The following is a 26725-nucleotide window of genomic DNA, read 5'->3' as shown; positions in this document are numbered from 1 at the left end:
CGGCTCAGGCGTTGTCTTGTGGATCGGTGTCTATGTTTTCGGGTGCGGCGTCGCGGATGAGGCGTTCGAGTTCGGCCGGGCCCGCCAACTGGGTGGGGGCGATGGTGCGGCCGGAGCGGATGTAATGGAACGCGGCGCCGACTCGTTGGAGCATTCGGTCCTCGGCCTCGCCGGTGCGGGCGGCCATCAGGCGGGCCCAGGCGAGGCGGTAGACGGCGAGCTGCATGGCGACGGCGGGTTCGTCGGCGGGGCCGGGTTCGGCGCCGGTCTTCCAGTCGACCACGATCCAGCGGCCGCCGGGTTCGGCGAACACCGCGTCCATGCGTCCGCGGATCACGGTGCCCGCGATGCTGGTTTCGAACGGCACTTCCACGTCGACGGGGTTGCGGTGCGCCCACGGTGAGCGGCGGAAGGCGGCCTGCATGGCGGCGAGTTCCTGGTCGGCGCGGCCCATTTCGCCGGTGCTGTCGGCGGCGCCGGGGAGTTCGTCGAGGCCGAGCAGCTGTTCGGTGCCGAACCAGGATTGCACCCACGCGTGAAAAGCGGTGCCGCGCCGGGCCATCGGGTTCGGGGGGTACGGCAGTGGGCGGCGCAGGCGGGCGGCCAGGCGGGTGGGGTCGGCGCGAAGTTCGACCAGGGCGGTGGCGGGGAGCTGGCCGGGGAGTTCCACCTGTTGTTCGGCGAGCTCGGCGGCGGTGAATTCGGCGAGGAGGGCGTCGACGTCGTTGGCCCACCCTTCCGGGTCGTCGTCCACACTTTCGGCGTCGTCGGTGGTTCGCTCGTTGTCGCTCGCGTCGTCGGGACCCGTTGGCCCGCCACGCAACCGGTCGAGTGCCTCGCGCACCAACGCGGCGCCCTGTTCGATCGGGTCGCGGCGGTTGCCGAGGGGGTCGCGCGGCCATTGGGCGGTGGGTGGGTTGTCGGCGAAAGGGTTCACCGCGTCCGGTGGTGGTTTGTCGTCCCAGCGGGCGATGGTGGCGACACCGTGGGCCGGGCTGTCGGGGTTCTCGTTCGCTTCCTTGAGTTCGAGTAGGAAGTCCGAGGGGCCTTTCTGCGAGGTGCCGGTCTCGGGCCAGTAATAGGCCGAAACCAGCAGTACGCGTTCGGTTCTGGTGAGAGCCACGTAGAAGAGGCGGCGTTCTTCGTCGAGTCGGCGGCTCTTGAGCGCGTCTTTGTGGTCGGCGAGCGCGTGTTCGAGTTCGGAGCGGTCGCCGACGGTACTCAGATCGAGGACGGGCACGCCCTCGGACGCGTCCGGTTGGGCGCGGTCGCCGCGCAGCGTGGTGGGGAGTTCGGTGAGCGCGCCGAGCCAGGTGCTCAGTGCGGTCGTCGACGGGAACACCGTAGAGCTCACGTGCGGGACCGCGACGACCTCCCATTCCAGGCCCTTCGCGGCATGCACGGTGAGCACCTGCACACGGTCGCGCGCAACCTCCACTTCGCCTGGCTCCAAACCGTTTTCGACCGATTCGGCAGCGGTGAAGAAGGCGAGCAGACCACTCAGCGATGCTCTGGAGTCGGCGGCGTACCCGGCCACCACCTCGGCGAAGGCGTCGAGGTGCTCGCGACCGGCGCCCCCGCCGGCGATCGCGCGTCTGGCCTGGGTCTCGACGCCGACGCCAATGGTGCGTTCGACATCGGCGACGAGCTCGACCAGCGGCTGCCCGCTGCGCTCTCGCAGGGCGGCCAACTCCTCACTCAAGGCGGCGATCCGCGCGAACCCTGCTTCCGAATATTGTTCTGGCGCACCGGGATCGGCGATGGCATCGGCGAGACCGGCCTTCTCGGTCGGTTCGGGTGCCACCTCGCGCAGCGCCGTCGCGAGTCCGGCCGCATCGGTGATGGCATCGGCGGTGCCAGATCCGCTGCCGATGGACAGCATCCGCGCACGGTGCGCCAGCGCGGCCAGATCCGCCACCCCGATCCGCCACCGAGCACCGGTGAGAATTCGGACCGCCGCACTCCCGGTGCCGGGTTCGGCGATCAACCGCAGCGTGGCGACGATATCGGCGACCTCCGGCGTCGCCAGCAACCCGCCGAGCCCGACGATCTCCACCGGCAACCCCCGCTCGCGCAGCGCCTCGGCCAACGGCGCCGCATCGGCGTTACGCCGGATCAGCACCGCCGAAGTGGGTGGCGGCTCCTGACTCTCCCGCGCCGTCGCCCATTCTCGCGCGATCCGCTCGGCGATCCAGTCCCGTTCCTGCGCAATGGTTTCGGTGAGCGCGAACTCGACCACTCCCGCCTCCGCCGCCGGCTTCGCCCGCAGCGCGTCCACGGTCGCACCCCCGCCCGCCCGCGCCACCGCACGCAATGGATCCGCTACGAGGTTCGCCAGCGCCAGCGCCTCGGGGGGATTGCGCCAGCTGGTCAGCAGCGGCAAGACCGGCGCGGGAACCCCTGGCGCAGCGGGGAAATCGGTGGCGAACCTCGGCAGATTGGCCGCCGAGGCACCGCGCCACCCGTAGATGGATTGCATCGGGTCACCCACCGCCGTCACCGCGAGAGCTCGCACGGATATCGCGGATTCCTCAGTCGCACTGTGGTTTACGTGCGCATCATCGACACGCGCTGCACTGTTGTGCAGGGTCGACCCGGCGGTCGCGGCAACCTTCGGCGATATTCTGGTCGGCAGCGGCTCCGTCCGCGCTGGTCCGTCGGTGGCGCGCAGGCCTTCACCACCACGACCACCGTCTGACGCACCACTGCCGTGTGTGCCGCCGGGCTCGCCGCGATCACCCCCACCGACACCGGGCGACAGCTCCGTCGGGCCTATGCCCGCGTTTCCGTCGCCACGAGACCGCGCCGAATCCTGGTCGTCTACCGCGAACAAGGCGTCGGCCTCGGGTACTCGGGTCGGCTGCGCGTCGCCCCGAATCCGGACCGGCTGCCTCGGTCGATCCTGTTGCACCGCTTCGGCATTGCCGAACAATGCCGAGAGCAGGACACGTTGGGCGTGCCCTGTGTCCTGGTATTCGTCGAGCAGGACCAGTTTGAAGCGCGCGCGTTCGGCGGCGGCCACCTCCGAGTGGTCGACGGCGAGCTGCGCGGCGAGGGACATCTGGGAGCCGAAATCCAGTGCGCCACGCCGGTTCAGGGCGTCGGCGAGTTGCTGGACCAGCGGTAGCAGGGCGACGCGCTCACGTTGCGCGTTCACCACGCCGATCAGTGCCTGACTCGGCCCGCCGCGTTGACGGGGACCGGCGGGCAGTGTGTAGACGAGTTTCTCCAGCTCGGCGTGCGCGTCGGCCAACTGCTCCGGTTCCACCAGGTGTTCGGCGAGCTGCCCGGACAGGGCGAGCACCGCCTCGGTCACCGAGACCGGGGTGCGGTCGGTGTCGAGGTCGCCGTCCCATGACCGCACCACCTCGTGCGCGAGCTGCCACAACTGGGTCTGGGTGAGCAGCGCCGCCGAGGGCTCCACCGGCAGCAGCAGCCCGTGCGCGGTGAGCAGCCTGCCCGCGTACGAGTGGTAGGTGCTGATCTCCGGCTCGGCCCCGGCGACGATCGTGCGCAACGCACCGCTGGGGTCGATCTCGCGCAGCAGTGGCGCACCGGCCAACCTGGCCAGCCGCGTCCGGATACGAGAGGTCAACTGCTGTGCGGCTTTTCGGGTGAAGGTCAGCCCCAGCACCTCGTCAGGGGCGACCAGTTGGTTGGCCACCATCCACACCACCCGCGAAGCCATCGTTTCGGTTTTGCCCGCGCCCGCTCCCGCGACGACCAGCGTGGGCCCCGGCGGTGCGGCGATGACCGCCGACTGTTCGTCGGTCGGGGGCGGAAGGCCGAGCGCGTCGGCCAACCGCTGCGGGGTGACGCGCACGCCGCTCACTCGTCGGTCACCTGCCGTCCGGTGTCCTGCACCGGGCAACTGCCCGCGACCGGGCAATGCCTGCACCCGTCGTTGCGGACTGCCAGGTAGCCGGGCCCGCGCGTCGCATCGGCCGCATCGTGGATAGTGGTGCGCCACTGGTCGAGTCCGTCATTGTCCAGCGGGCTCTGAGTTCGTTCCGCTGCACCGGTTTTCGTGCTCGGCTTGGCGACGTAGACCAGTCGCGCACCGCCGGGCTCGACAACGGGCGCGGGCTCGTCCGATTCCTCCTCGAGCGCACCGTGCGCGGCCGCCACCTGATAGGTCGCCAACTGCGCGTGATCGGCGACGGCCTTCGCACTGACCGGGGTCTTTCCGGTCTTCACGTCGACAATGACGAAGCGCCCCTGCGCATCCCGTTCGAGCCGGTCGATCCGTCCCCGAATCCGCACGGCCCGTGCGCCTTCTGTGCGCGCGGGCAGCACGCAATCCACCGGCACCTCGACCCCGGCCTGCGTGAGTTCACCCCGGGTGGTGCGCACCCAGGCCAGGAACGTTTCGAGCATGGTTTCGGTGCGGCGCAGCTCTGAACGCGAGTGCCAGCCGTCGGCCGGGTCGACCGTTTTCCACGCCTGGTCCAGCGCCGCCCGCACCTGCGCCTCGGGGACGTCGCCCGCCAGCGCCTGCACGAGCGTGTGCACCAGGTTGCCCTTCACCGCGTGCGGGTTGTCGCCGTCGGTGCCGCCGTGCCGTTCCAGCGCCCACCGCAGCGGGCAGGTGCGCAGGAGTTCGACCGTCGACGGTGACAGCCCGATCGGCGAATCGTCGTCGTCCCAGAGTTCGCGCTGCGAGCTGAGTTCGGCGGTGCCGTACCAGTCGCCGGGGTCGGTGCCGGGCACGCCCGCATCGGCCAGCCGGGCCAGCTGACGTGCGGCCCGGTCGCGACGCTCGGGGTCGGCCCCCGGATCACACACCACTCCGCGCAGTTCGGCGACCAGCGCGTGCATCACCAGCGCGCGGCCAGGATCGGCGACCGGCAACGCGCCGGGTTCGCCGCTGTCGTCGTCGCCGACAAGCTCGGCAAGAAACCGCGACGGCACCAGGTCCTGGTCGCCCGCAGCGGATTCGACCGCAGTGACCAGCAGCGACCGTCGGGCCCGACTGCACGCCACGAGGAGCAGCCTGCGTTCCTCGGCCAGGATCGGCGCGGCCCGGCTCAACGTCGCGCTCGGATCGACCCCGCCGACCAGGTCCACGAGATCCTCGGTGTGCAACAGGGTTCCTCGGGAGCGCGGATTCGGCCAGATCCCTTCCTGCACAGCGGCAACCGCCACCACATCCCACTCCCGACCCGCAGCAGCGTGCGCGCTGAGCAGGGTCACTGCGTCGCCTTCGGCGGTCAGCGGCCTACCTTGCTGCGGAAGTTGCTGGTGCAGCAGGTATTCGACGAAGCCGTCGATGCTCGCTTTCGGTAGCCGGTCGACGTAAGCGGCTGCGGCGTCGAACAATTCGACGGCCGCATCGAGGTCGCGGTCGGCCTGCATCCCCGAGGCACCACCGCGCCGCGACTGCTTGAACCAGCGCCGCTCCAGCCGCGAACTCGTCCACAACGTCCACAGCACGTCTTCGAGACCCTGCCCTCTGGCCTGGGTCTCCTTCGCCTTCGCCACCGCACGCAGCACGCGACGCAGCGGTGCCGCCTCGACTTCGGTGAGCCTGTCGAGCAGGCGCAGTTCGCCGACGCCGACGATCAGGTCACGCAGGACTTCGGCGGAGGACTGGTCGATGAGCGGCACCGTGGCAACCGCCGGTTCGGGCCGCGCCTGTTCGACGATTGTTGTTGCGACAGGCGGCTTCTCGACGTCGAGGAGGTCGATATCGTCGGGCAGGCGCTCGGCGATATCCCAGTCCGGTTCGGGTTCCGGTCGTAGCGGATCCTCCAGGTCCGGCGGGGGAAGCCAGTCGTCGTCGACCGGATCAGGTTCGGGCTCAGTCATTTCCGGCGGCGGGGCCTCGGCCCAGAGCAGGAACTGATCGGCACCGTCGACGAATGGTTCGGCCAGCGCGCCGGTGCGCTCCAGATCGAGCACACTGCGCCGCACGCCACGACGCAACCGGCGCAACGCGATCTGATCGGCGCCACCGAGCGGCCCGGACAGCAGATCCATCGCATCATCCGGCGAGAACATCGCATCGATCGCCCGCCGCGACCCCGGCCGCGACGAATCCCCCGCCAACAACACCCGCAACGCGAGCACCATCCACGCCGCCCCCCGCCGACGCGCCAACGGTTCGGCCACCGCCGGCCTGCGCACCGGCACCCCCGCCGCCAGCAGCGCCCGCCGCAACGGCGCCAACGACAACGGCACCGACCGCACGATCACCGCCATCGCCGACCACGCCACCCCATCGGTGAGATGCGCGCGCCGCAGATGATCAGCGATCAGCGCCGCCTCTTTGGCGGGCGTCGACAACACCCGCACCCGCACACTCGACTCGTCGACGGGCGGCAGGTCCTCCGGCGGCACCCCGTCGTCCTCGGGCGGCACCCAGTCGTTGTCCGGCGGCACCCACTCATCGTCGGGTGGTACCCACTCGTCGCCGGGTGGCACCCACAGATCGGACTCGGGCAGCAGGTCGTCTCCCGCGAAGAGCGAACCCGACTCCTCACCCACCACGGCTTCGGGCGGCTCGTTCTCATGACCTGGCAGTACCCGGTGCCGCGCGCTACCCGGCAATCTCGCCGCGATACGAGCGGTCGCCAATCGAATCGGCGCACCACTGCGATAGTTGTGGCGCAAGACGATTCGCCGCTGCGGCACGGTGTCGAGCTCGGTGAGGAAGTGCGAATCCGCGCCGCGGAAGGTGAACACCGCCTGGTCCGGGTCACCGGTGACGACCGTGCTCGCACTGCCGCTGCCGATCGCGCGCACCAGCGTCGCGGCCTGCGGGTCGAGGTGCTGTGCATCGTCTACGAGCAGGTAGCGGATCCGATCACGTTCGGCGGCAAGCAGATTCCGGTCACCGGCCAGCGCGTCGAGCGCCGCGCCTACCAGTTCCGCGGCATCGAGGGCGGGCGCGGTGGCTTCCGGTGCGGCGACACCGACCGACCAGCGCAGCATCGACGCCTGCTCATAGCGCTGGAAGAACCGACCGGCCGCCACCCACGCGTCGTTGTCGTGCTCGCGCCCGAGCGCCATCAAGTCCTCCGGCCCGAGCCCGCGTTCGGTCACCCGCAGCATCAGGTCGCGCAATTGCTCGGCGAAGCCCCCCAGTGCCAGCGCGGGCTGCAACCGCGGCGGCCACAGCCCGGCGCCCGCTTCCATGTCTTCGAGATCGCCCCGCAGCATCTCCCGCAGCACCGCGTCCTGTTCGGCGCCGGTGAGCAGACGCGGTGGTGGGTTGCCGTGCAGATCGGCGTGGCGTCGCAGCACCGAGAACGCGTAGGAGTGCAGTGTCCGCACCATCGGCTCGCGACTCGCGCCCGGAATTCCACCGGCGGCGGGCCCCAACTGGTGGGTGATCGCATCGCGCAATGCCGCGGCCGCATGTTTGGTGTGGGTGAGGACCAGCACCGATTCCGGGTCGGAACCCTCGACGATTCGCGCGGTCACCAGGTCGACGAGCAGCGCGGTCTTGCCCGTCCCCGGCCCGCCGAGTACCTGCCACGGCCGCCACCCAGGGCGCGGCGGCGCGGGCTCGGCCTGCTCGGCGAACAGCGCGCGAACGGACGCACCCCAGGCCCGCGGCCGGGGCGCCCGCGTTGTCCGGCGCACAAGTCGCACCGAGCTATCCGATCGCACCACATCGGCTATTGCAACAGACCAGTCCGACACACCGGCGCACCCCTACCGAGGGGACACGCTGCGAGACCGTGCGCGACCGGCCAGAATGGCAGTCGTGTCCTCGCTACATGTGCATCGTTTCGGTCCCGCCGACGGCCCGGTCGTCCTCGCCCTGCACGGGCTCACCGGCCATGGCAACCGGTGGGAAACCCTCGCCACCGAGCACCTGCCCCAGGCCCGGATCATCGCCCCCGACCTGCGCGGACACGGGCGATCCACTTCGCTGCCGCCGTGGGATTTCGAGACGATCGTCGCCGATCTCGCGGAGCTGGTGCGCGCCGAGACCGACGGCCCGGTCGTCGTGGTCGGGCATTCCTTCGGGGGCGCCACCGCGATCCATCTGGCCCGGCAGCACCCTGACCTCGTCCGCGCGCTCGTCCTGCTCGATCCGGCCATCGGCATCGACGCGAAGCTGATCGAACAGGTCGCCCTCGCCAATCTGGCCTCCCCTGATTACACCGACCTCGCCGAAGCCCGCTCCGATAAACAGGTCAGCGCGTGGGGGCCCGATGAAGTGGACCCCGAGATCCTGGAACGGGAGCTGGCCGAGCACCTCGTGCCCACCGAAGGCGGTCGGGTCGGCTGGCGAATCTTCCAGCCCGCGATCACCTCGTACTGGGGTCAGCTGGCGCGACCGTTCGTGCTGCCGCCCGCCGACCTGCCGACCGTGCTGGTCCGCGCCGCCAAGGTGCAGCCCCCGTACGTCACCGCGGAGTTCCTGGCCGCCCTCACCGCCCACCTCGACACCTTCACCGCCGAGGTCTGGGACTGCGACCACATGGTCGCCCAGGCCCGCCCCGCCGAGACGGCCGCGCTGATCGCCTCGGCCCTGTAGCTCGATGGCCGTCACGACCGAGGAGCAGGTGGAGAAGGTCCGCGAACTCGTCGCCGCGATCCCGGCGGGCCGTGTGTCGACCTACGGCGATATCGCCGCTGCGGCCGGGCTGTCCTCGGCCCGCACGGTCGGCTGGATCATGCGCACCGATTCCGCCGACCTGCCCTGGCACCGCGTCATCGGCGCGTCCGGCCGCCCCGCCGCACACCTGGCCGCCCGTCAGCTCCGCCTGCTCGGCGAGGAAGGTGTGCCGATCGTCGACGGCCGGGTCGACCTTCGGTCGGCCAGGCTCTGACCTCGGCGCTGAGCTAACATAAAGAGGCCTACTAGCATGGCGTTCGTGCCGATTACCCGATCCAGGATCAGCCGATGACCGCCGCCGATGCCATCGTGCTCGCGGGTGGGCGAGCCAGTCGGATGGGTGGGGTCGACAAACCGGCGATCGTGATCGGTGGGCGGTCGATGCTCGACGCGGCGCTGGCTTCGGTGCGAGACTGCGCCGAGGTCGTCGTGGTCGGGCCGCATCGACCCGAACTCGATGCCCGGTTCGGGCAGGTTCGTGAGGTCCCGCCCGGTTCCGGCCCGGTCGCCGCGATCGGCACCGGCCTCGCCGCACTCGCCTCGACCGCCCCCTTGGTCATCGTGCTCGCGGCCGACATGCCGTTCCTCACCGACGACACCGTGCGTCAATTGCTCTCCCGCGCGGCTGAATCCACTGCCGATGCGGTCTTCGCGATCGACGATTCCGGCCGCCCCCAGTATCTCGTCGGGGTGTGGCGGCGCAGCGCGCTGGTGGCAGCATTGGCCGGACTGGATTCACTGGTGAATCAGCCGATGAAAGCCATCGTGCCCACCGAAACCACCCTGGTCGAGCTACCGGACATCGCCGACTGCGACACCGAGGAAGAGGTCCGCCGCGCCCGCGAATCCCTTGCCACCGACCGTGCGTCGGCCCGCCTCGACCTCACCGAAGCGCGGGAATGCCTCGGTATCGGTCTCACGCCGCTGGTCGCCTACAAAGCTGCGCTGAGCGAAGTCCCCGGCGCCGCACTGGCCGCACCGATCACCGCCGCGGGACCGCTCCCCCGTTTCGACGTGTCCGCCATGGACGGTTACGCCGTCTGCGGCGACGGCCCATGGCAATTGCGGCGCGACGTGGGATTCGCAGGCGGCGCAAGGCCGGAAGGCCTCCGTCCTGGCGAAGCGGTGCGCATCGCCACGGGCGCGCACGTCCCCGACGGCACCACCTCGGTCCTGCGCGATGAATTCGCGACCCTCACCGCCGACGAACTCACCCGCCTGCCCGACACCCCGATCCGCGGTGATGTCCGAAAGAGCGGTGAGGACAGGAACATCGGCGATCTCGTCGCCCCCGCGGGCACCCGGGTCACCGCCGCCCTCCGCTCGGCCGCAGCCTCGGTCGAAGTCACCACCGGCACGGTACGCGGACCGGTACGCGCGCGAATTGTCATGACCGGCGACGAAATTCGCAGCACCGGCCCCCTCCAAACCGGCCAGACCCGCGACTCGATCGGCCCCGTCCTCCCAGACCTCCTCGCGGGCTGCGGCGTTCGCGTCGTCGACCGAGTCCACCTGCGCGACACCGCCCACGGCTTCGACGACATGCTCACCGACACCACCGATTTCGATCTCCTCGTCGTAGTCGGTGCCACCGGTGGCGGCGCGGCCGACCAACTGCGCACCGCCCTGGCCCGAGCCGAAGCCCGAACCCTGGTCCCCCGACTCGCCCTGCGCCCAGGCGGTTCCACCATCGTGGCCGAACTACCCACCGGCCCAACAGTTCTCGGCCTCCCCGGCAACCCCTTCGCCGCCATCGCCGTCCTACTGGCCCTCACCCCCACCATCGTCGCCGCCCGCACGGCCTCCCCCCTCCCCCGAAAAATCCTCGGCCCCCTCCACAACGCCGCCGAAATCACCGCCCCCGTCCCCCGCATCACCCCCGCCCGCTACGCGCCCACCGGCGGCTGGGTCGGCGACCCCACAGTCCGCACCGCCCACCTGGCCGGCTTGATCGACCGAGACGGCCTCGTAATCGTCCCCCCTAACGCCCCCAACGGCTCAACCGTCGAATTCCTCCCCCTCCCCTGTTAGATGAACTAAGATGATATCTTAGTAAGATTCACTCTTAGTTAGGTGGAACATGGAGTTCACCGGACGAACCAGAGACCTCGCGCTCCTCGTACGCCAGCTCGGCGCAGTCGCCGACGGCGCCGCGGGTACACCGGGCCGTGCCGTGATCGTCACCGGCCGTCGGCGGGTCGGCAAGTCACGGCTGGTCCAGGAATTCTGCGACCGTGCCGACGTCCCCTACACCGTGTTCCAGGCGACACGTGGTCGAAATCCCACTGCCGAGCGGGCCGACTTCATCGAGGCCGCGAGCCGCATCGGTTCCCCTGGCGCCGACCTGCTCCGTGGGTTATCGGCAACCGACTGGAACCAGGCGTTGCGGGCGCTCGCGGTCGCCACACCGGACGATCGCCCGACGGTCGCCGTCATCGACGAGGTGCCGTGGCTCGTCGAGCAGGACGGCGAGTTCGAGGGCGCGTTGCAGACGGTGTGGGATCGCGATCTGTCCGGCAAGCCCGTGCTGTTGATTCTGGTCGGCAGCGATATCTCGGTCATGGAGGCGCTGGGAGCCCGCGACCGCCCCTTCTTCGGCCGTGCGACCAAGATGACGATCGACCCACTCGACGTCGCCGATGTGCAAACGATGACCGGCCTCGACGCGGCCGCAGCCATCGACGCCCGCCTCATCACCGGTGGATTCCCCCAGATCCTCACCGCGTGGCGCCCCGGCATGGACCGGCTGGACTTCCTGCGCGAATCCACCGCCGACCCACTGTCGCCCTTGTTGGTCGCCGGCGAACTGTCCCTACTCGGCGAGTTCCCCGAAGGCACGCGTTCGCGCGCTGTCCTGCAAGCGATCGGCAGTGGCGAACGCACGTTCGGCACCATCGCCGCCCAAGCGGGCTCACAGGGTGAGCTCGCCGCCGGAACCCTCAACCCCCTTCTGAAAACATTGCAGGACAAGCGAATTGTGGCCGCGGATCGCCCGCTTTCCACTGTCGCCGACACCAAGAACAAGCGCTACCGAATCACCGACTCCTATCTACGTTTCTGGCTGGCGTTCCTCGAACGCGGCATACCGCTCGTGGAACGCGGCCGCGGCGATATTGCCCTGAGCCGCATCGAACGGTCGTGGGCTTCTTGGCGAGGCCGTGCCGTAGAACCCCTCATCCGCGCTTCCCTGCTCCGGCTGCTTCCTGATGAAAACTGGCCCGACACAGAAGAAATCGGCGGCTGGTGGAATCGTGCCAACAATCCGGAAATAGACCTGATCGGCGCCGACCGGTCCCCCGTCGCGAAGTCCATCCAGTTCGTCGGCTCGATCAAATGGCTCGACAATCACCCCTTCGATCGCCACGACTACGACGCCCTCAGCCGCTCCCTGGTAGCGATCCCCGGCACGGATCCGAATACCCCCTTGGTCGCGGTTTCCCGTTCCGGAACAACCGCTGATGCCCCCGTCGCAACGTGGTGGGGACCTGAAGAATTGGTCAGCGCCTGGCGGCGGTCGTAAAACTGATCGAATTACAGTTCGCGACAGGTACAAGAATTGATCAGCCGTCACTGACACGCCGCATTCGCACAGGTCATTAGCCTATTTTTGACTCAGGTCTACCGCTGGGCGGTAATGGTGCTTATTGTTGGTCGGGTCAGGCGTGGGACGCCCCGCACGCGAGGTGGATTGCGTCGGACAGTGCGTTGAAAGGCTTTATCCTTTATCCCTCGGAAAGGACCGTGTGGAGATGGCTGACAAGTCTCGGAAAGCGCCGAAGAAGATGCCCAAGCAGATGCCGCGCCAGCAGCAGGAGCAGCGGCAGGAGCAGGGGCAGCAGGACTCGCAAGGCATGACGCGAGCAGGCCAGGACGATCGGCGGGATCAGCAGCGCCGCCCCGGCCATCACTGAATTACGTGTGTCGACGAGCCGCCGGTATTCGTACCGGCGGCTCGTCCACGTCAAGCCCCGACGCTCTGTAGCGCGCCTGCCGAGGATCCGGCCCGCCCACGCCGCGCCGTCGACGGATCGGGAACGGGTACCGCGTCGAGCAGGCGGCGGGTGTACTCCTGAGCCGGTGCGGCGAATACCGCGCGCACCTCGCCGGTTTCGACGATCCGGCCCTGCCGCAGCACCACAACCCGGTCGGCGACCTGGTGCACCACGGCCAGATCGTGACTGATGAACAGACTGGCGAAGCCGTATTCGGCGCGCAGGTCGGCGAACAGGTCGAGCACCTGGGCCTGCACCGACACATCGAGCGCACTGGTCGGCTCGTCGGCCACCAGCAGGCGCGGCGCCAAGGCCAGCGCACGAGCCAACGCCACCCGCTGACGCTGCCCGCCGGACAGCTCCCCCGGCCTGCGCTGCGCGTAATCCCTTGGCAGGCGCACTGATTCGAGCAAAGTGGCGACCTTGGCCTGCAACAGAGCGCCCGATGCGGCCCGATGCACCTGTAGCGGTTCGCTGATCGCGTCGGCCACGGTGCGGCGCGGATCGAGCGAGGCGCTGACGTCCTGATGCACGAGGGCTACGTGCTTGCGCAGCCCACGCAGTTCGCGCCGCGATACGCCTGTCAGCGGAACACCCTGTAGCTCAACACGTCCCGAGGTCGCGGGGACGAGACCGAGTGCGGTGCGGCCGAGTGTGCTCTTGCCCGACCCCGATTCACCGACGATGCCGAGGACTTCACGCGGACCGAGAGTCAGCGAAATATCCTGCAGTGCGGGGAAAGACGCACCACCCTGGCGGCCCGGGTACACCACCGACAGATCGTCGATCCGCAGCACGTCGCGGTATTCCGGTTCCGCTCGCCCGCCGCCCTTTTCGGCGACCACCGCCGGCTCACGCACAATGACCCGGCGCAGGATTCGGCGAACCGCCCGCTGCGTCACGCCGTCGTCATCACTTGCCGCGCCCGCCGATCCGTCATCGTTACGGCCGCTCGCCGCACCCTCGCCGGTATCGACAGGCACCCGATCTGCGCCGACACCGCTGTCGGTGACCTTCCCAGTGTCGATGGGCTCATAGCCGGTACCGACGCCGGCTGGTTCTGTGGATCGAACATCGTTCTGCGGCACCTCGCCGGCCGCAGGATCGGCCGACCCACCTGCCGCGAGATCGCGCGACAACACCGCGGGCAACCGTGGCACTGCCTCCAACAATGTCCGCGTGTATTCCTCCCCAGGCTCAGCGAACAGCCCGAAAACCGCCTGTTCTTCGACCACCCGCCCTGCCCGCATCACCACGACCCGATCCGCGATCTCCGCGACCACCCCGAGGTTGTGGGTGATGAACAGGATCGCCGTGCCGCGCTGGTGTTGCAGCGAGCGCAGCAGGTCGAGGATCTCGGCCTGCACGGTGACGTCGAGGGCGGTGGTCGGCTCGTCGGCGATGAGCAGGTCGGGCTCGCCGGACAGTGCCAGCGCGATGACCACCCGCTGCTTCTGCCCGCCGGAGAGTTGGTGCGGATACCAATCCAGACGTTTCTCCGGCTCCGGAATATCCACGGCGGCAAGCAGTTCCACCACCCGAGCCCTGGCTGCGTTCTTGTCGGTCACACCGTGCGCACGCAGCGCCTGCGCGATCTGGGTGCCGATCTTCTGCACCGGATTGAGCGCGGTCTGCGGCTCCTGGAAGACCATGGCCGCCTTGGTTCCACGCAGATCCCGCAGCACGGACTCCTCGGCGCCGACGACCTGCGTGCCACCGAGCCGGATCGAACCACCCGCGTGCGCGGTCCCCGGCAACAGCCCGAGCACCGATCGCGCGGTGAGCGATTTCCCCGAGCCGGACTCACCGACCAGCGCAACGACTTCACCGCGATGCACCCGCAAGCTCACCCCGTCGACGACGGTCTTGTCCCCGAATCGCACTGTCAGCTCGTCGATGTCGAGCACCGGATCGTTCTGCGTACTCATGCCAATCTCCTTGCCCGGCCCAATGCCTGGGCGATCAGAAGGAATCCCAGGGTCAACGCGGCGACCACGGTCAGCGGCCCGATCGCGATCCAGGGGTTGGCGTCGAGGTTGGCGATCGAGCCCGCGATCAGCGACCCCAGCGAGGGCTGTGGCGGACGCACGCCGATCCCGATGAAACTCATCGCGCCTTCGAGGAATACCGCCACCGACAGCGACAGCGCGAACTGCACACCGAGCGGCTCGATCACGTTGGGCAGCACATGCTTTCGCAGGGTCCACCACGGGTCGGCGCCGATCACCTCCGCGGCTTCCACGAACGGCTGTTCGCGCACCGCGAGCACCGCCGTGCGGATCTGACGACCGAAGATCGGGATCTCGGCGGCGATGATCACGATGACCACCGCGTGCCAGCCGGGCCCGGTGATCGCGGCGAGCATGATCCCCAAGATCAGCGTCGGGAAGGCCAGGATCAGGTCGAACACCCGCTGCGCGGTGACGTCCGCGACCGGGTGGACGGTGGCGGCCAGCCCGACCAGCGCCCCGATCACAGCGCCGATCGGCACCGCGAGCAACGCGATCAGCAGGTCGATCCGAATGCCGGCCAGTACTCGCGCGGCCACGTCGCGGTTGAGGTGGTCGGTGCCGAGCCAGTGCTGCGCGCTCGGCCCGAGCAGGTTGGCGTCGGGGATCTGGGTGAGCGGGTCGTAGGAGGTGAGCACTCCGGCGAACAGCCCGGCCAGCGCCACCGTGACCACCAGCAGTATCCCGGCCAGGCCTTGACCGTGCCGCAGTGCGCGCAGCGATTCGTTGGTTCGCGGCGAATCATCCACCGCCACACTGGTTTCGTCGATTGTCATGCTCGTCCTCCGATCCGGATACGAGGGTCGAGCCAGGCATGCGCGACGTCGGTGATCAGCTGGATCACCACGAACACCGCCACCGACAGCAGCAACAGCACCTGCACGAGCGGGTAGTCGCGTCGACTGACGCCCTGCTCGATGAGCTGGCCGATCCCCGGCCACACGAACGCCGCCTCCACCAGCACCGCACCACCGAGTAGTTGCCCGGTCTGGATGCCGAGCACGGTGAGCATGGTCGGCAGCGCATTGCGCAGTGCGCCACGGGTGACGATCTCGCGGTGGCCGACCCCGAGCGAACGTGCTGTCAGCACATACTGTTTCGCCAGTTCGGTGCGCAACGCTTCGGTGAGGAACCGGGTGAGCGCCGCCGACACCGGCAGGGCGAGGCAGATCGCGGGCAACAGCAGGTACTGCACCGCGATATCGGGCCTGGCGATGAAGCCGTCCGGCGGCACCCCGCCCGAGGGCAGCACCGGGATCACGACCGCGAACAACAGCACCAGTAGCGGGCCGACCACGAAGGTCGGCAGCGCGACAGCGGCGGTATTCGCCGCGGCGACAACAGAATTCAGCCAGCGGCTCGGCCACAGCACCGACGCCACCGATACCAGCAGGCTCGCCAGCACGGCCAGCAGCAGCGCGGTCGTCGTGAGTACCAGGGTGTTGGTGAGTCCACGGCCGACCAGATCGGTGATCTGACCGCCGATGATGTAGGAGCGGCCCAGATCGAGGGTGAAAACGTCGACGAGCCACTGCAGATACTGCACCGGGATCGATCGGTCGAGTCCGAGTTGGTGGCGGATCGCCTCGATGTTCTGCGGTGTCGCGTCATTGCCCGCCAGGATGGTCGCTGGGTCGCCCGGGACCAGTCGCAGCATCAGGAAGATCAGCACCGAGGCGCCGAACAGAACCAGCAGCGCGGACGGGAGTCGGTGCAGCACATACCGCGTCATGACAGGAAGGTGTCGGTGAGAACGGGTTCGCGCCGCTTGGTCCAGGCGAAACCGTGCACCTTGTTGACAGTGGAGACCTGCAGGAAGCGCACGCCGATCTCGATCAGGAACAGACCTTCGAGGAGCTGGTCGGTGACGGCCTGATAGGCGCGCACTGCCTCGGGCCCGGTCCCCTGGGGCAGCTGCCAGGCCGTGTCGGCGGCTGCCGTGTAGGCGGGCGATTCGTAACGTGAGGCATTGCGACGAGCGTTGAACGGGTAGGCGCTCACCGTGAGGGTCGAGGGGACGAACTGCGCCCACGAGTGATCGGTGACCCACAGGCCACGGAACTGCTGGCCGGTGAGCTGTTTGACGAAGGTGGCGGCGTCGACGGGGTCGAGTTCGACCTCGATGCCCACGTCGGCGAGGTTGGCCTGCACGATCTGGGCGACCTCGCCGTAGCCGGGGGCGAAGGTCAGCGGCAGCTTCGGCGGCTTCGCGGCCTGGCCGAGCAGCTGCTTCGCCTTGCCGACGTCACGGCTGTATTTGGTGTTGCGGGACTCGTCGAAGGCGGGCGAGTTCTTGGGCCACGGCACGTTCAGCGGATAGCCCGCGCCCCGGAACACCTCGTTGACGATGCGTTCGCGGTCGAGTGAGTAGGCGATGGCCTGGCGGACCCGCACGTCGGCCAGCGCCGGTTCGGTCACATTGACGCCGACATAGGACTGCAGCTCAGCGCCTTCGAGGTCGAGCACCGTGTATCCACCGCTCTTGCCGAGGTTTTCGGCATCGCGGTAGGCGAGGTCGCGGGCCGCGGCGATCTGACCGGACTTCAACGCGTTCAGCAGCGCGTTCGGATCGGGGATGATCGAGACCTCGACCCGGTCGAGGTAGGGGCGCTCGGGAATCCAGTAGTTGGGGTTCTTCTCGAAGATCAACTGCGAATTCGGGACGCGCTGAACATATTTGAACGGTCCGGTGCCGATATAGGTGTCGCCGGTACCGAGCTTGTCGGCGGTTTCGCTGTCCAGGATCGGGACAGTGTCGAGCAGGTCGTAGATGTTGTTCAGCGGGTGGGCGAACTGCAGCACGATCCGTGTCGGCGAGACGATGTCGAACCCGGTGACGGCGGCCGCTGAACTCCGCAGCTGCGCTGACCATTTGGCGTCGGCATAGGTGCGCAGCGAGAACTCGACGTCCTTGGCGGTGAAGGGGCGGCCGGAATGGAACTTCACGTCGTCGCGCAGGTCGAGGCTCAGTGATCGGCCGTCGGCGGCGAGCTGCCACGACTTCGCCAGCAGCGGTTGCGGTTCCAAGCTGTCGTTGGGGTAGCGGATCAGCGATTCGTAGACCAGGCCGATCACGACCGGGGTGGCGGCGGTGTTGGTGAGCAGGTTCGCCGGCACCAGGTCCTCCCGGATGCCGACCTTCAGGGTGCCGCCGCGCACCGGTGTCGCGTTGTCGCCGCCCGCCTTCTGCTCCGAGACCGCCGAGGTGCAGGCGGCCAGCGCCGCACCGCCGAAGATGGCTGCCGCGGCGATACCGCTGGTGCGCAGGAAGTTACGACGGTCGAAGCCGCCGGGGGTAGAGCTCATCGTGAAGATCCTCGAGGACGCATCGACCCGCGCGGGGCCGAGGAGGGTGCACAGCACCGCAGGAAGGGGAACACATCGGGCGCAGGAGTTCGTCAGCCGCGCAGGACGCGACACGAACAGCAGCGGGATGGCTGATTCGCGAGCATGGCAGTGACGCTAACAAGTTGCGGCGTACCGGTCACCGATTCGACGCACCGTGCACTTAACCCTGGTGACCAGCGGATATGTCGTCTTTACTGCGGGAATGCCTGTTCCACCCCATGCTCGCGGTTACGAATCCTTCGGCGGCTCGGCCGCCCGCACGTCGGCGGGTTCGACCCCCGAGTGGACCTATCCACCCACCGCACCCGCCGGTGCGCCCAATATCGTCGTCGTGCTCGTCGACGACATGGGGTACAGCGATATCGGGCCGTTCGGTTCGGAGATCGAAACCCCGACCCTCGATCGTCTCGCGGCCCGGGGTGTTCGACTGTCGAACTACCACACGACGCCGCTGTGCTCGCCTTCGCGCGCGGCGCTGCTGACCGGAATCAATTCCCACCGTGCGGGTTTCGGCTTCGTCGCCAATGCCGATCCCGGCTATCCCGGGCTGCGCCTGGAACTGGCCGACGATGTGCTCACGCTCCCGGAGATCCTGCGCGACAACGGGTATGCCACCTACGCGGTCGGCAAATGGCATCTGGTGCGCGATGCCACGATGAACCCGGCGGCGCATCGGGACTCCTGGCCGACACAGCGCGGATTCGACCGTTACTACGGATCTTTGGAGGGGTTGAACTCCTTCTACTACCCCAATCAGCTGGTGTCGGACAGCTCGGTGGTCGATGTCGAGGAATACCCCGAGGGCTACTACCTCACCGACGATCTCACCGACAAGGCGCTGTCCTACATCAAGGACCTGCGCGCGCACGACGCGGAGAAGCCGTTCTTCCTGTACTTCGCGCACGTCGCGATGCACGGGCCGTTGCAGGCCAAGGCCGAGGACCAGGCCAAGTATCGCGGCCGCTACGCCGAGGGCTGGGACGAACTGCGCAGACGCCGCTTCGCCGAGCAGCTGGCCCAGGGACTGTTCCCGCCGGGCACCGAGCAGAAGCCGCGCAATACCGAGCCGGGTTACGAAGCGGCGGAGTGGGATTCGCTGTCGGCCGACGAACAGCGGCGCTACGCCAAGTACATGGAGGTATACGCGGGCATGGTCGACAGCATCGACCAGAGCCTCGGCCGCATCGTCGACCTGCTCGACGACCTCGGCGAACTCGACAACACCATCATCGTGTTCACCTCCGACAACGGCGGCACCGCCGAGGGCGGCCCGGAGGGCACCCGCACCTACTTCGCCGAATTCGCCCACGTCGACGACCCCGACTGGGTGGGCGATGTGCCGCACGACGAGGACCTGATCGGCACCGCGAAGCTGGGCGTGCACTACCCGCGCGGCTGGGGCCAGGCCTCCAACACGCCGTTCCGGTTCTACAAGGGGCAGACCTTCGCCGGTGGCGTCCGGGTGCCGCTGGTCGTGTCGTGGCCGAAGGGGCTGCCGCGCACCGAGACCGACGCCGGTATCCGGCACGAATACGCCTACGTCACCGACCTCGCGCCCACATTGCTCGAGCTCGCGGGGCTGGCGCGACCGACCGTGCGTAATGGTCTGCCCGCCAAGGACTTCGACGGCGTCTCGGCGGCCCATCTGCTGCGCGATCCTGCCGCGCCGACTCTGCACACCGAGCAGTACTCGGAGATGACGGGCCACCGCGGCTTCTATCGCGACGGCTGGAAACTGCTGTCACTGCACGAAGACGGCGAAGACCTCGACGCACCGAACTGGCAGCTGTTCGACGTGCGCGCCGATCCCACAGAGCTCCACGACCTTTCGGCGCAATACCCGGAAAAGGCCGCCGAGCTCGCCGCCTCCTGGGACGAATCGGCCTGGGCCAATACCGTTTTCCCGCTGCTGACCCGCGCCGACCTCTTCCGTCGCCGCCCGGAGGAAGCGCGCTTCGCCGCCCCTGTCCGGCTGCTACCCGGCACCCCGACCTTGGAGCGTTACCGCTCCCAACGACTCATCGCCTACCGCGACTTCACCATCACCGCTGACCTCACCGGCACCCGGCCATCCCCCGACACCGGTCGGGTGGCGCCGTCACCGCTCACCGCGGCCCCAGTTGGCGCGGAAGGGACCGGCCACGTGGATGGACGCGGCTATCGTCTCGGCGATGAAGGCGTGCTCGTCGCCCATGGTGATCCGCTGGGCGGATACCTGCTCTACATCGAAGACGGCGAACTGGTGCTCGGCGTGAACAGTTACGGCCGATACGCCTCGGTGGGAGTGCCGCTGCCGATCGGAACGCGGGAGGTCACGGTGCGCGCTGTGGTCCGTCCGCATCTGCGCTGGGACTTCACCGTCGAAGCCGACGGCACCGCGCTGGCCGAACTCACCGACCAGGTACAGCTCGTCGGCATGGCGCCGTGGACCGGGATCTCGGTGGGCATCGACGCGCGCGGGCCGGTCTCGTGGGACCTGCGCGAGCGCCGCGGGCCGTTCCGCTACACCGGTGCGTTGCGGGCGATCACCTACACTCCCGGCCCGATCCAGGTTCCGCAGCGCACGATCGACGCTGTGGAACGGGAGGCCGAGTACGCGGCGGAGTAACGGACGACGAGGTGGCCGCCATCGACCGGAGCCCCCGGCACGGCGCCACGACCAGGTCGGATACCGTTTACCAGCCGGATCTACCACGCAGACAGGACCCACCCCGATGGACGACAGTTCCCTGACCTGGGACGACGGTGCGCTCGTCACCATCGACCAGCGCGGACTGCCGCACGAGGTACGGGAACTGCGCCTGCGCTCCGTCGACGAGATCATCGACGCGATCACCACCCTCGCCATCCGCGGCGCCCCTGCGATCGGGATCGCGGGTGCGTTCGGCGTGGTCATCGCGACCAGGGCACACACGCGCGGATCGCTGAACGACCCGGCTCACCCAACCGACGGGGAGTCGATTTCCTCGACCGACTGGGCGATCGTGGAACCCCCGGCGGACGGCGGGCTCGGTGTCGCGGGCGTCGTCGACCAGGCTGACGGTGCGGGCAGGACTGGTGGCGTGGTCGATGTCGCCGCGGTGCAGGCGGAGGCCGATCGAATTGCCGCGGCGCGGCCGACGGCCGTCAATCTGGCGTGGGCGGTCGACCGGGTGCGTGGCCGGATCGCCGAGGGTGCCGACGCGGTGCTGGCCGAGACCCTGGACATGCTCGCCGAGGACGGCCGGGTCAACCTCGCCGCCGCCTCCCACGCCGCCGACCTGGTGCAACGGCTGTGCGGCGACCGCCCGCTGCGCCTGCTCACCCATTGCAACACCGGCCGCCTCGCCACCAGCGCGGTCGGCACCGCGATCGGCGCGATCGGTGTGCTGCACGAACGCGGCGCCGTCGAAGACGTGCTGGTCGACGAGACCCGCCCACTGCTGCAGGGCGCCCGGCTCACCGCCTGGGAACTGGCCGAGGCAGGCATCCCGCACCGGCTCACCATCGACTCCGCCGCCGCCTGGGCGATGGCGACCGGTCAGGTGGACGCGGTCCTGGTCGGCGCGGACCGGATCACCGCCAACGGCGACGTCGCCAACAAGATCGGCACCTTCGCCCTCGCCCTGGCCGCCCGCCACCACGGCATCCCGTTCATCGTGGTCGCCCCGGAATCCACCCGCGACACCACGATGGCGACCGGGGCGCAGATAGTGGTGGAACAGCGGGCCGCCGCCGAGGTCACCGGATTCGGCGGAGTCGAAACCGCACCTGTCGGCACCGCGGTGTTCAACCCGGCCTTCGACGTGACTCCCGCCGACCTGGTCACCGCCGTCGTCACGGAAAACGGTGCGGTCTACCGCAACTCGGATGCCTTCACTGCGCAGGTCCAGCCGGAAACCGGTGGCACGTCGGCTTTCTCCGAACAAGGTTCGGCTATCGCCGCGACCGCCCGTCAGCTCTATGAGCGTGGGTGGATGCCGGGGACGGCGGGCAATATCTCGGTGCGGATAGCGTCGACCGAACCCGATCAGGGCGACGATGCGCTGATCACCGCCAGCGGTTTGTCCAAAGGTGAACTGAGCGAACACGATACGGTCCTCGTCACGATCGCCGACACCGTCGCGCGACCGGGCCAAAGCCGGAAACCGTCCGCGGAGACCAGCATTCACACCGCCGTCTACCGCACACGACCCGCCCGCGCCGTCGTCCACGTGCACTCCCCCTTCGCCACCGCCCTGGCCACCACGGCGGGCAGCGCTCCGACCACGAACGCCGCACTGCCCGGGGGTCATGTAGTTACATTGTCCATCACCGGTTTCGAGCTGCTGAAAGGCTTCGGCCTGCCCGACCCTTCGACGGTGGGGGTCCCGGTGTTCCCGAACTGGCCGGAGGTCCGGCGCATCGGCACCGACATCGAGACCTACCTGCGCGAAAACCCTGATGCCCCACCGATTCTGTTCATTACCGGCCACGGCATCACCACCTGGGGTGACACTCTGGCTCAGGCGCGTGACCGCGCCGAATGCCTGGAAGCCCTGTGCGAGTTGATCGCCCGCACCGGTCGTACCGACGCCACGTCTCTCGAGATCGGACCGACATGACCCTGCTGCAAGTGATGGCCGCGGACAACGCCGCCGACGTGCGCGTGCGCACCACCGACCCCACCGAGATCGGCGCCGAACTCGCGAAACACGGCATCGCCTACTCCCATTGGGACACCCTCGCCGACGCGACCGCCACCGACTCCGACACCCTGCTCGACCACTACGGCCCGCAGATCGCCGAACTCAACGCCTCGGGCCGCTACGAGCACATCGACGTCGCGCGCATCCACCCCGACGCCGACAACCCGGACTGGCCTGCCACGGCAGCCGGCGCGCGGGCGAAGTTCCTCGACGAGCACCGTCACGCCGAGGACGAGGTGCGCTTCTTCGCCGCCGGGCGCGGCTGCTTCTACCTGCACGTCGACGACGCGGTGCTGGCAACGGTCTGCGAAGCGGGTGACCTGCTCTCGGTCCCCGCGGGCACCCTGCACTGGTTCGACATGGGCACCACCCCCGATTTCATCGCCATCCGCTTCTTCGAGGAGGCCGACGGCTGGATCGGCGACTTCACCGGTGACAAGATCAGCGCCGGTTTCCCCACCCTCGACGAACTGCTCGCATGACCCGCGCGATCGTCCTCGACATCGAAGGCACGACCAGCCCCACCGACTCGGTCCGCACCGACCTCTACGGCTACACCGAAAAACACCTGCCGCAGTGGTTGGCCGACAATGCTTCCGGCGCAGCCGAATCCGTGATCGCGACGACCGGGGAACTGGCCGGTGAGCCGACCGCAGATCCTCCTCGAATCGCTGAAATCCTCACGAGCTGGCTACATTCCGACGTGAAAGCCGAACCACTCAAGGCAGCTCAGGGCGCGATCTGTGCCCAGGGCTTCCGCGCGGGCGAACTCCACGGACGCTTCTTCGACGACGTGGTCCCCGCCATGAAAGCCTGGCATGCCGCAGGCTTTCACCTCTACATCTATTCCTCGGGATCCGAACGCAACCAACGGGATTGGTTCACCTACGCCACCCCCGGCGATCTCTCGCCCCTCATCACCGACCACTTCGACCTGGTCACCGCGGGCCCCAAACGCGACACCGAGTCCTACGACGTCATCGCCGAATGCATCGCCACCGCACCGGAACAAATCCTGTTCCTCTCCGACCACCCCGACGAACTCGACGCCGCGACAGCAGCGGGCTGGCAGGCGATCGGTGTCCACCGCCCCGGCGAACCTCATCCCCCACGCCCGCCCCACCGCTGGGTGAGCTCGTTCACCGAGGTGGATCCGAGTCCGTAGAAACGTCGAGGTCCCGATCCACCAGGACCGGGACCTCGACGAATGAACGATCAGGAGCTGACGGTCACCTTGTCGCGTTCGGACTCGGGCTGGTAGGTCTCCCAGAAGGTGGCATTGGGGATATCGAGTTCCTTCGGGTCGAAGACCGGGTCCTTGCCCGCCTTCTTCTGCCGCTCGAAATCACGCAACGCCTTGAACGCCGGCTGCTGGATGATCAGGATGCCGACGATATTGAGCCAGGCCATCAGGCCGACGCCGATGTCGCCCAGCGCCCACGCGTCGGTCGCAGTCGACACCGCGCCTGCCGCAGTCGACACCAGGATCAGCGCCTGCAGGACCAGCGTGGTGTTGCTGCCGATGGTGCCGCGGAGGAACGGGACCGGCGTGGCGGCCTTGTCGCCGAGCAGGAACCGGACGTTCGTGTCCGCCATGTAGTAGTAGGCGATGATCGTGGTCAGGCAGAAGAACGCCAGCGAGATCGCGACGAACGTGGAGCCGAAACCACCCCAGAGGGTGTCGACCGCGGTCTGCGCGTACGCCGGGCCCACGGCGATATCGGAGGGCAGTGCGCCACCGTCGTGCAGGACGGCACCGTCGGCCGACTCACCTTCGAAGACCCGGTAGGCGCCGGTCGACAGGATCAGGAAGCCGGTCGCGGTGCAGACGAACAGGGTGTCGATGTACACGGCGAATGCCTGCACGAGTCCCTGCTTGGCCGGGTGCGAGACCTCGGCGGCGGCGGCCGAGTGCGGGCCGGTGCCCTGGCCTGCCTCGTTGGAGTAGACGCCGCGCTTGACGCCCCACATGACCGCGGAGCCGACGATCGCGCCGAACGCGGAGTCGAGGCCGAGCGCGCTGCGGAAGATCAGCGACAGGATCTCGGGGATCTGGTCGGCGTTGACGAAGACGATGATCAGCGAGATCAGGATGTAGCCGATCGCCATGAACGGCACGACCACCGTCGCGAACGCGGCGATGCGCTTGACGCCGCCGATGATCACGAACGCGAGCACGATCACCGTGCCGACCGCGAGTGCCCACTCCGAGATCCCCCACGCCTGATGCATGGCCGCGGTCATCGAGTTGGCCTGCACGCTCGGCATCAGCAGGCCACAGGCCAGCACGGTCACCGCGGCGAAGAGCACGCCGTACACCTTGAACAGCGGCGCGGCCTTGGTGTGGGCCATCGCTGTGCTGAAGTAGTACGCGGGGCCGCCGCGGTACTCGCCGGTGAGCTTGTCGCGGGTCTTGTAGATCTGGCCGAGGGTGCACTCGACGTAGGAGGTGGAGGCGCCGAGGAACGCGACGACCCACATCCAGAACAGCGCGCCAGGCCCACCGAAGGCGATCGCGGTCGCGACGCCGGCGATATTGCCGGTACCGATGCGCCCGGACAGCGACATCGCCAGCGCCTGGAACGACGAGACGCCCGATGCGGATTTCTCGCCCTTCACCAGCAGTCGGATCATCTCCGGGATCTCCCGGATCTGCACGAACCTGGTCCGGATCGAGAAGTACAGACCTGCGGCCAAACACAGGTAGATCAGCGAGTCACTCCAGATGTACTCGTTGATCGTGGCCAAGAATTCGGACACTTGATTTTGCTCCCTAACGATGTCGCGGTCGGGAGACATGATCGCATGCCCAGTAACGGGCGAGTAACTGAACCGGTTACGTTCTTGTTAGCGAAACTATTGTTCCCGGCAGCCGTGGTGGCTAGTGGTCGGGTCCGCGAACGCCCAGGTAGTACTGGATGCGGCCGGGATAGGCGACCGAATCCAGCCGAAAAAGCTGCACGTCGACGGTGTAGCACTCGCCGGTGTGGAGGTCGCGCAGCCGCATGGCGGTGTGCTCGCGACCATAGACGGTGTCACCGTCGTCCCAGATACGGCGAAAATCGGGGTACCGTGCCAGCTCGTCGAGCAGTTCGCCGGCCCAGTCGCCACCGGCCTGCTGACCGATCAGTCCGCGCAACCAGTGCACGGTGAGGGTGGACTCCTTCTCCCACTCGACCATCACCTCGCGCGAGAGCGGGTTACCGAAGAACCAGCGCAAGATATTCACATCGGTGACGAGTCCGGGGAACGCGCGATCATAGGTCTCGTTACCCGCCAGCACATTCCAGCGGGTGTCGACGTAGGCGGCGAGATTCGGTTCCTGCAGCGACAGGGTCCGGCGCATCTCGGCGGTGATCTCGGCGCGCAGATCCTCGACGGTCGGATTGTCGACCGGGGGCAGCCCGGCCAGGTCGAACAGATGCCTGCGCTCGATATCGCTCACCGACGAGATCCGGTCGAGATAGCGCACCAGCGCGTCGACCACCGCGCGGGTCGGGCGCTCGCGGTCGCCGCTCTCGAGGTGGGTGATGTAACTCGAGCTCACGCCCGCCGCGAAAGCCAGTTTTTCCCGGGAAATACGCCGCTCGTCCCGTAATCGACGTAGCAAACCACCGAGCGTCGGCGGTCGTGGTGGGCCTTCCGGCCCGCCGGACGGCGTCTTCGACATCACCCCAACCCTCCCTACCTGCACGGCACCATCCTGGATGAGGTTTCAACCTCGAACCAAGATCTGAACGGAAAAGATGCCGATTCTTTATCTTGACGCCGCACAATTCGGGTAGTTAATCACGGGCAATTCGAGCACGGTCACCGCCCACCTGACTGCTTCTGCCCGATCGGGCGGCGCCGAAGTTGTGGGTGGCGTCACATTTCGGCTGTTCAGTGGGCGCACCAAGTGTGTAAACAAATGTAAACCGCGGGAGAACCAGTCGTTTCCGAAGCATCACCGCCGACCCGCCGACGACTCCCCCGCTCGCCCTATTCGGCCAGCTCGCGGCTCGTTCCCCCTGGTGGGCACCCGATCGTGGCGGTCTGCGCGCACCTCTCCCATGACCACAACATTTCGCCGTCCTCACAGCTCACCGGGGCCCGAATCCGGATGTGAAAAGTTCGTTTTGCCGAATGTGGGGGCCT

At 68.2% G+C, this 26725-nt stretch carries 17 protein-coding genes; 9 read left to right on the top strand and 8 right to left on the bottom strand.

Features of this window, described 5'->3' with window-relative positions; translation table 11 throughout:
- Positions 1-4: 4 nt before the first annotated feature.
- Both ACFW6D_RS23095 and ACFW6D_RS23090 read right to left on the bottom strand, forming a co-directional pair.
- Entirely contained in the window at positions 5-3832 is a 3828-nt protein-coding gene (locus tag ACFW6D_RS23095) for an ATP-dependent helicase (protein WP_379331274.1), read from the bottom strand.
- Positions 3829-7587, bottom strand: a complete 3759-nt coding sequence (locus ACFW6D_RS23090; RefSeq protein ID WP_379331395.1) for an ATP-dependent helicase — start codon at positions 7585-7587, stop codon at positions 3829-3831. The genes ACFW6D_RS23095 and ACFW6D_RS23090 overlap by 4 nt, the downstream gene beginning before the upstream one ends.
- Positions 7588-7702: 115 nt before the next feature.
- Here ACFW6D_RS23090 and ACFW6D_RS23085 point away from each other — a divergent pair, with 115 nt between their 5' ends.
- The 5 genes from ACFW6D_RS23085 (at position 7703) to ACFW6D_RS23065 (ending at position 12483) form a co-directional block, all read left to right on the top strand.
- Positions 7703-8491 carry an alpha/beta fold hydrolase gene (locus tag ACFW6D_RS23085; protein ID WP_379331272.1) on the top strand — a complete coding sequence of 263 codons (789 nt, stop codon included), beginning with the start codon at positions 7703-7705 and terminating at the stop codon, positions 8489-8491.
- 4 nt (positions 8492-8495) lie between these two features.
- On the top strand, positions 8496-8786 hold the full coding sequence (locus ACFW6D_RS23080) for an MGMT family protein (RefSeq protein ID WP_379331270.1): 291 nt from the start codon (positions 8496-8498) through the stop codon (positions 8784-8786).
- A gap of 74 nt (positions 8787-8860) precedes the next feature.
- A complete protein-coding gene (locus tag ACFW6D_RS23075) occupies positions 8861-10603 on the top strand; it encodes an NTP transferase domain-containing protein (protein WP_379331268.1) in 1743 nt (580 codons plus the stop codon).
- A 49-nt stretch (positions 10604-10652) separates the two neighbouring features.
- Positions 10653-12092 carry an ATP-binding protein gene (locus ACFW6D_RS23070; RefSeq protein ID WP_379331266.1) on the top strand — a complete coding sequence of 480 codons (1440 nt, stop codon included), beginning with the start codon at positions 10653-10655 and terminating at the stop codon, positions 12090-12092.
- Between the two features lie 229 nt (positions 12093-12321).
- Entirely contained in the window at positions 12322-12483 is a 162-nt protein-coding gene (locus ACFW6D_RS23065; RefSeq protein ID WP_379236894.1) for a hypothetical protein, read from the top strand.
- 50 nt (positions 12484-12533) lie between these two features.
- Here the strand turns inward: ACFW6D_RS23065 and ACFW6D_RS23060 are convergent, their stop codons facing one another.
- The 4 genes from ACFW6D_RS23060 to ACFW6D_RS23045 are packed head-to-tail and all read right to left on the bottom strand — an operon-like array spanning position 12534 to position 17879.
- Positions 12534-14492, bottom strand: coding sequence for a dipeptide ABC transporter ATP-binding protein (locus ACFW6D_RS23060; protein ID WP_379331264.1), 1959 nt, complete (start codon positions 14490-14492; stop codon positions 12534-12536).
- A complete protein-coding gene (locus ACFW6D_RS23055; RefSeq protein ID WP_379331262.1) occupies positions 14489-15349 on the bottom strand; it encodes an ABC transporter permease in 861 nt (286 codons plus the stop codon). The genes ACFW6D_RS23060 and ACFW6D_RS23055 overlap by 4 nt, the downstream gene beginning before the upstream one ends.
- Positions 15346-16305 (bottom strand): ABC transporter permease, encoded by a 960-nt coding sequence (locus ACFW6D_RS23050; protein ID WP_379331260.1) that lies wholly within the window; start codon positions 16303-16305, stop codon positions 15346-15348. The genes ACFW6D_RS23055 and ACFW6D_RS23050 overlap by 4 nt, the downstream gene beginning before the upstream one ends.
- A complete protein-coding gene (locus ACFW6D_RS23045; protein WP_379331258.1) occupies positions 16302-17879 on the bottom strand; it encodes an ABC transporter substrate-binding protein in 1578 nt (525 codons plus the stop codon). The genes ACFW6D_RS23050 and ACFW6D_RS23045 overlap by 4 nt, the downstream gene beginning before the upstream one ends.
- Before the next feature lie 244 nt (positions 17880-18123).
- On the opposite strand from ACFW6D_RS23045, the gene ACFW6D_RS23040 reads away from it, so the two are divergent.
- The 4 genes from ACFW6D_RS23040 to mtnC all read left to right on the top strand — a co-directional run bounded on the left by ACFW6D_RS23040 (position 18124) and on the right by mtnC (position 23753).
- A complete protein-coding gene (locus ACFW6D_RS23040) occupies positions 18124-20529 on the top strand; it encodes an arylsulfatase (protein WP_379331256.1) in 2406 nt (801 codons plus the stop codon).
- Positions 20530-20635: 106 nt separating this feature from the next.
- Positions 20636-22504, top strand: coding sequence for an S-methyl-5-thioribose-1-phosphate isomerase (gene mtnA, locus ACFW6D_RS23035; RefSeq protein WP_379331254.1), 1869 nt, complete (start codon positions 20636-20638; stop codon positions 22502-22504).
- Complete coding sequence (locus ACFW6D_RS23030; RefSeq protein ID WP_379331252.1) at positions 22501-23070, top strand: acireductone dioxygenase; 570 nt, start codon at positions 22501-22503, stop codon at positions 23068-23070. The genes mtnA and ACFW6D_RS23030 overlap by 4 nt, the downstream gene beginning before the upstream one ends.
- On the top strand, positions 23067-23753 hold the full coding sequence (mtnC, locus tag ACFW6D_RS23025; RefSeq protein ID WP_379331250.1) for an acireductone synthase: 687 nt from the start codon (positions 23067-23069) through the stop codon (positions 23751-23753). Before ACFW6D_RS23030 ends, mtnC begins: the two co-directional genes overlap by 4 nt.
- A 50-nt stretch (positions 23754-23803) precedes the next feature.
- On the opposite strand, the gene ACFW6D_RS23020 is transcribed toward mtnC, so the two are convergent.
- A complete protein-coding gene (locus tag ACFW6D_RS23020; protein ID WP_379331248.1) occupies positions 23804-25348 on the bottom strand; it encodes an alanine/glycine:cation symporter family protein in 1545 nt (514 codons plus the stop codon).
- A gap of 121 nt (positions 25349-25469) precedes the next feature.
- Positions 25470-26258, bottom strand: a complete 789-nt coding sequence (locus ACFW6D_RS23015; protein ID WP_379331246.1) for a helix-turn-helix domain-containing protein — start codon at positions 26256-26258, stop codon at positions 25470-25472.
- Between the last annotated feature and the right edge of the window lie 467 nt (positions 26259-26725).

This window comes from Nocardia sp. NPDC058705, from assembly GCF_042749305.1.
In the GTDB taxonomy this organism is placed as follows: Bacteria; Actinomycetota; Actinomycetes; order Mycobacteriales; family Mycobacteriaceae; genus Nocardia.
Note: the sequence above shows the minus strand (reverse complement) of the source record. Positions and strands in the feature narration are given on the sequence as shown.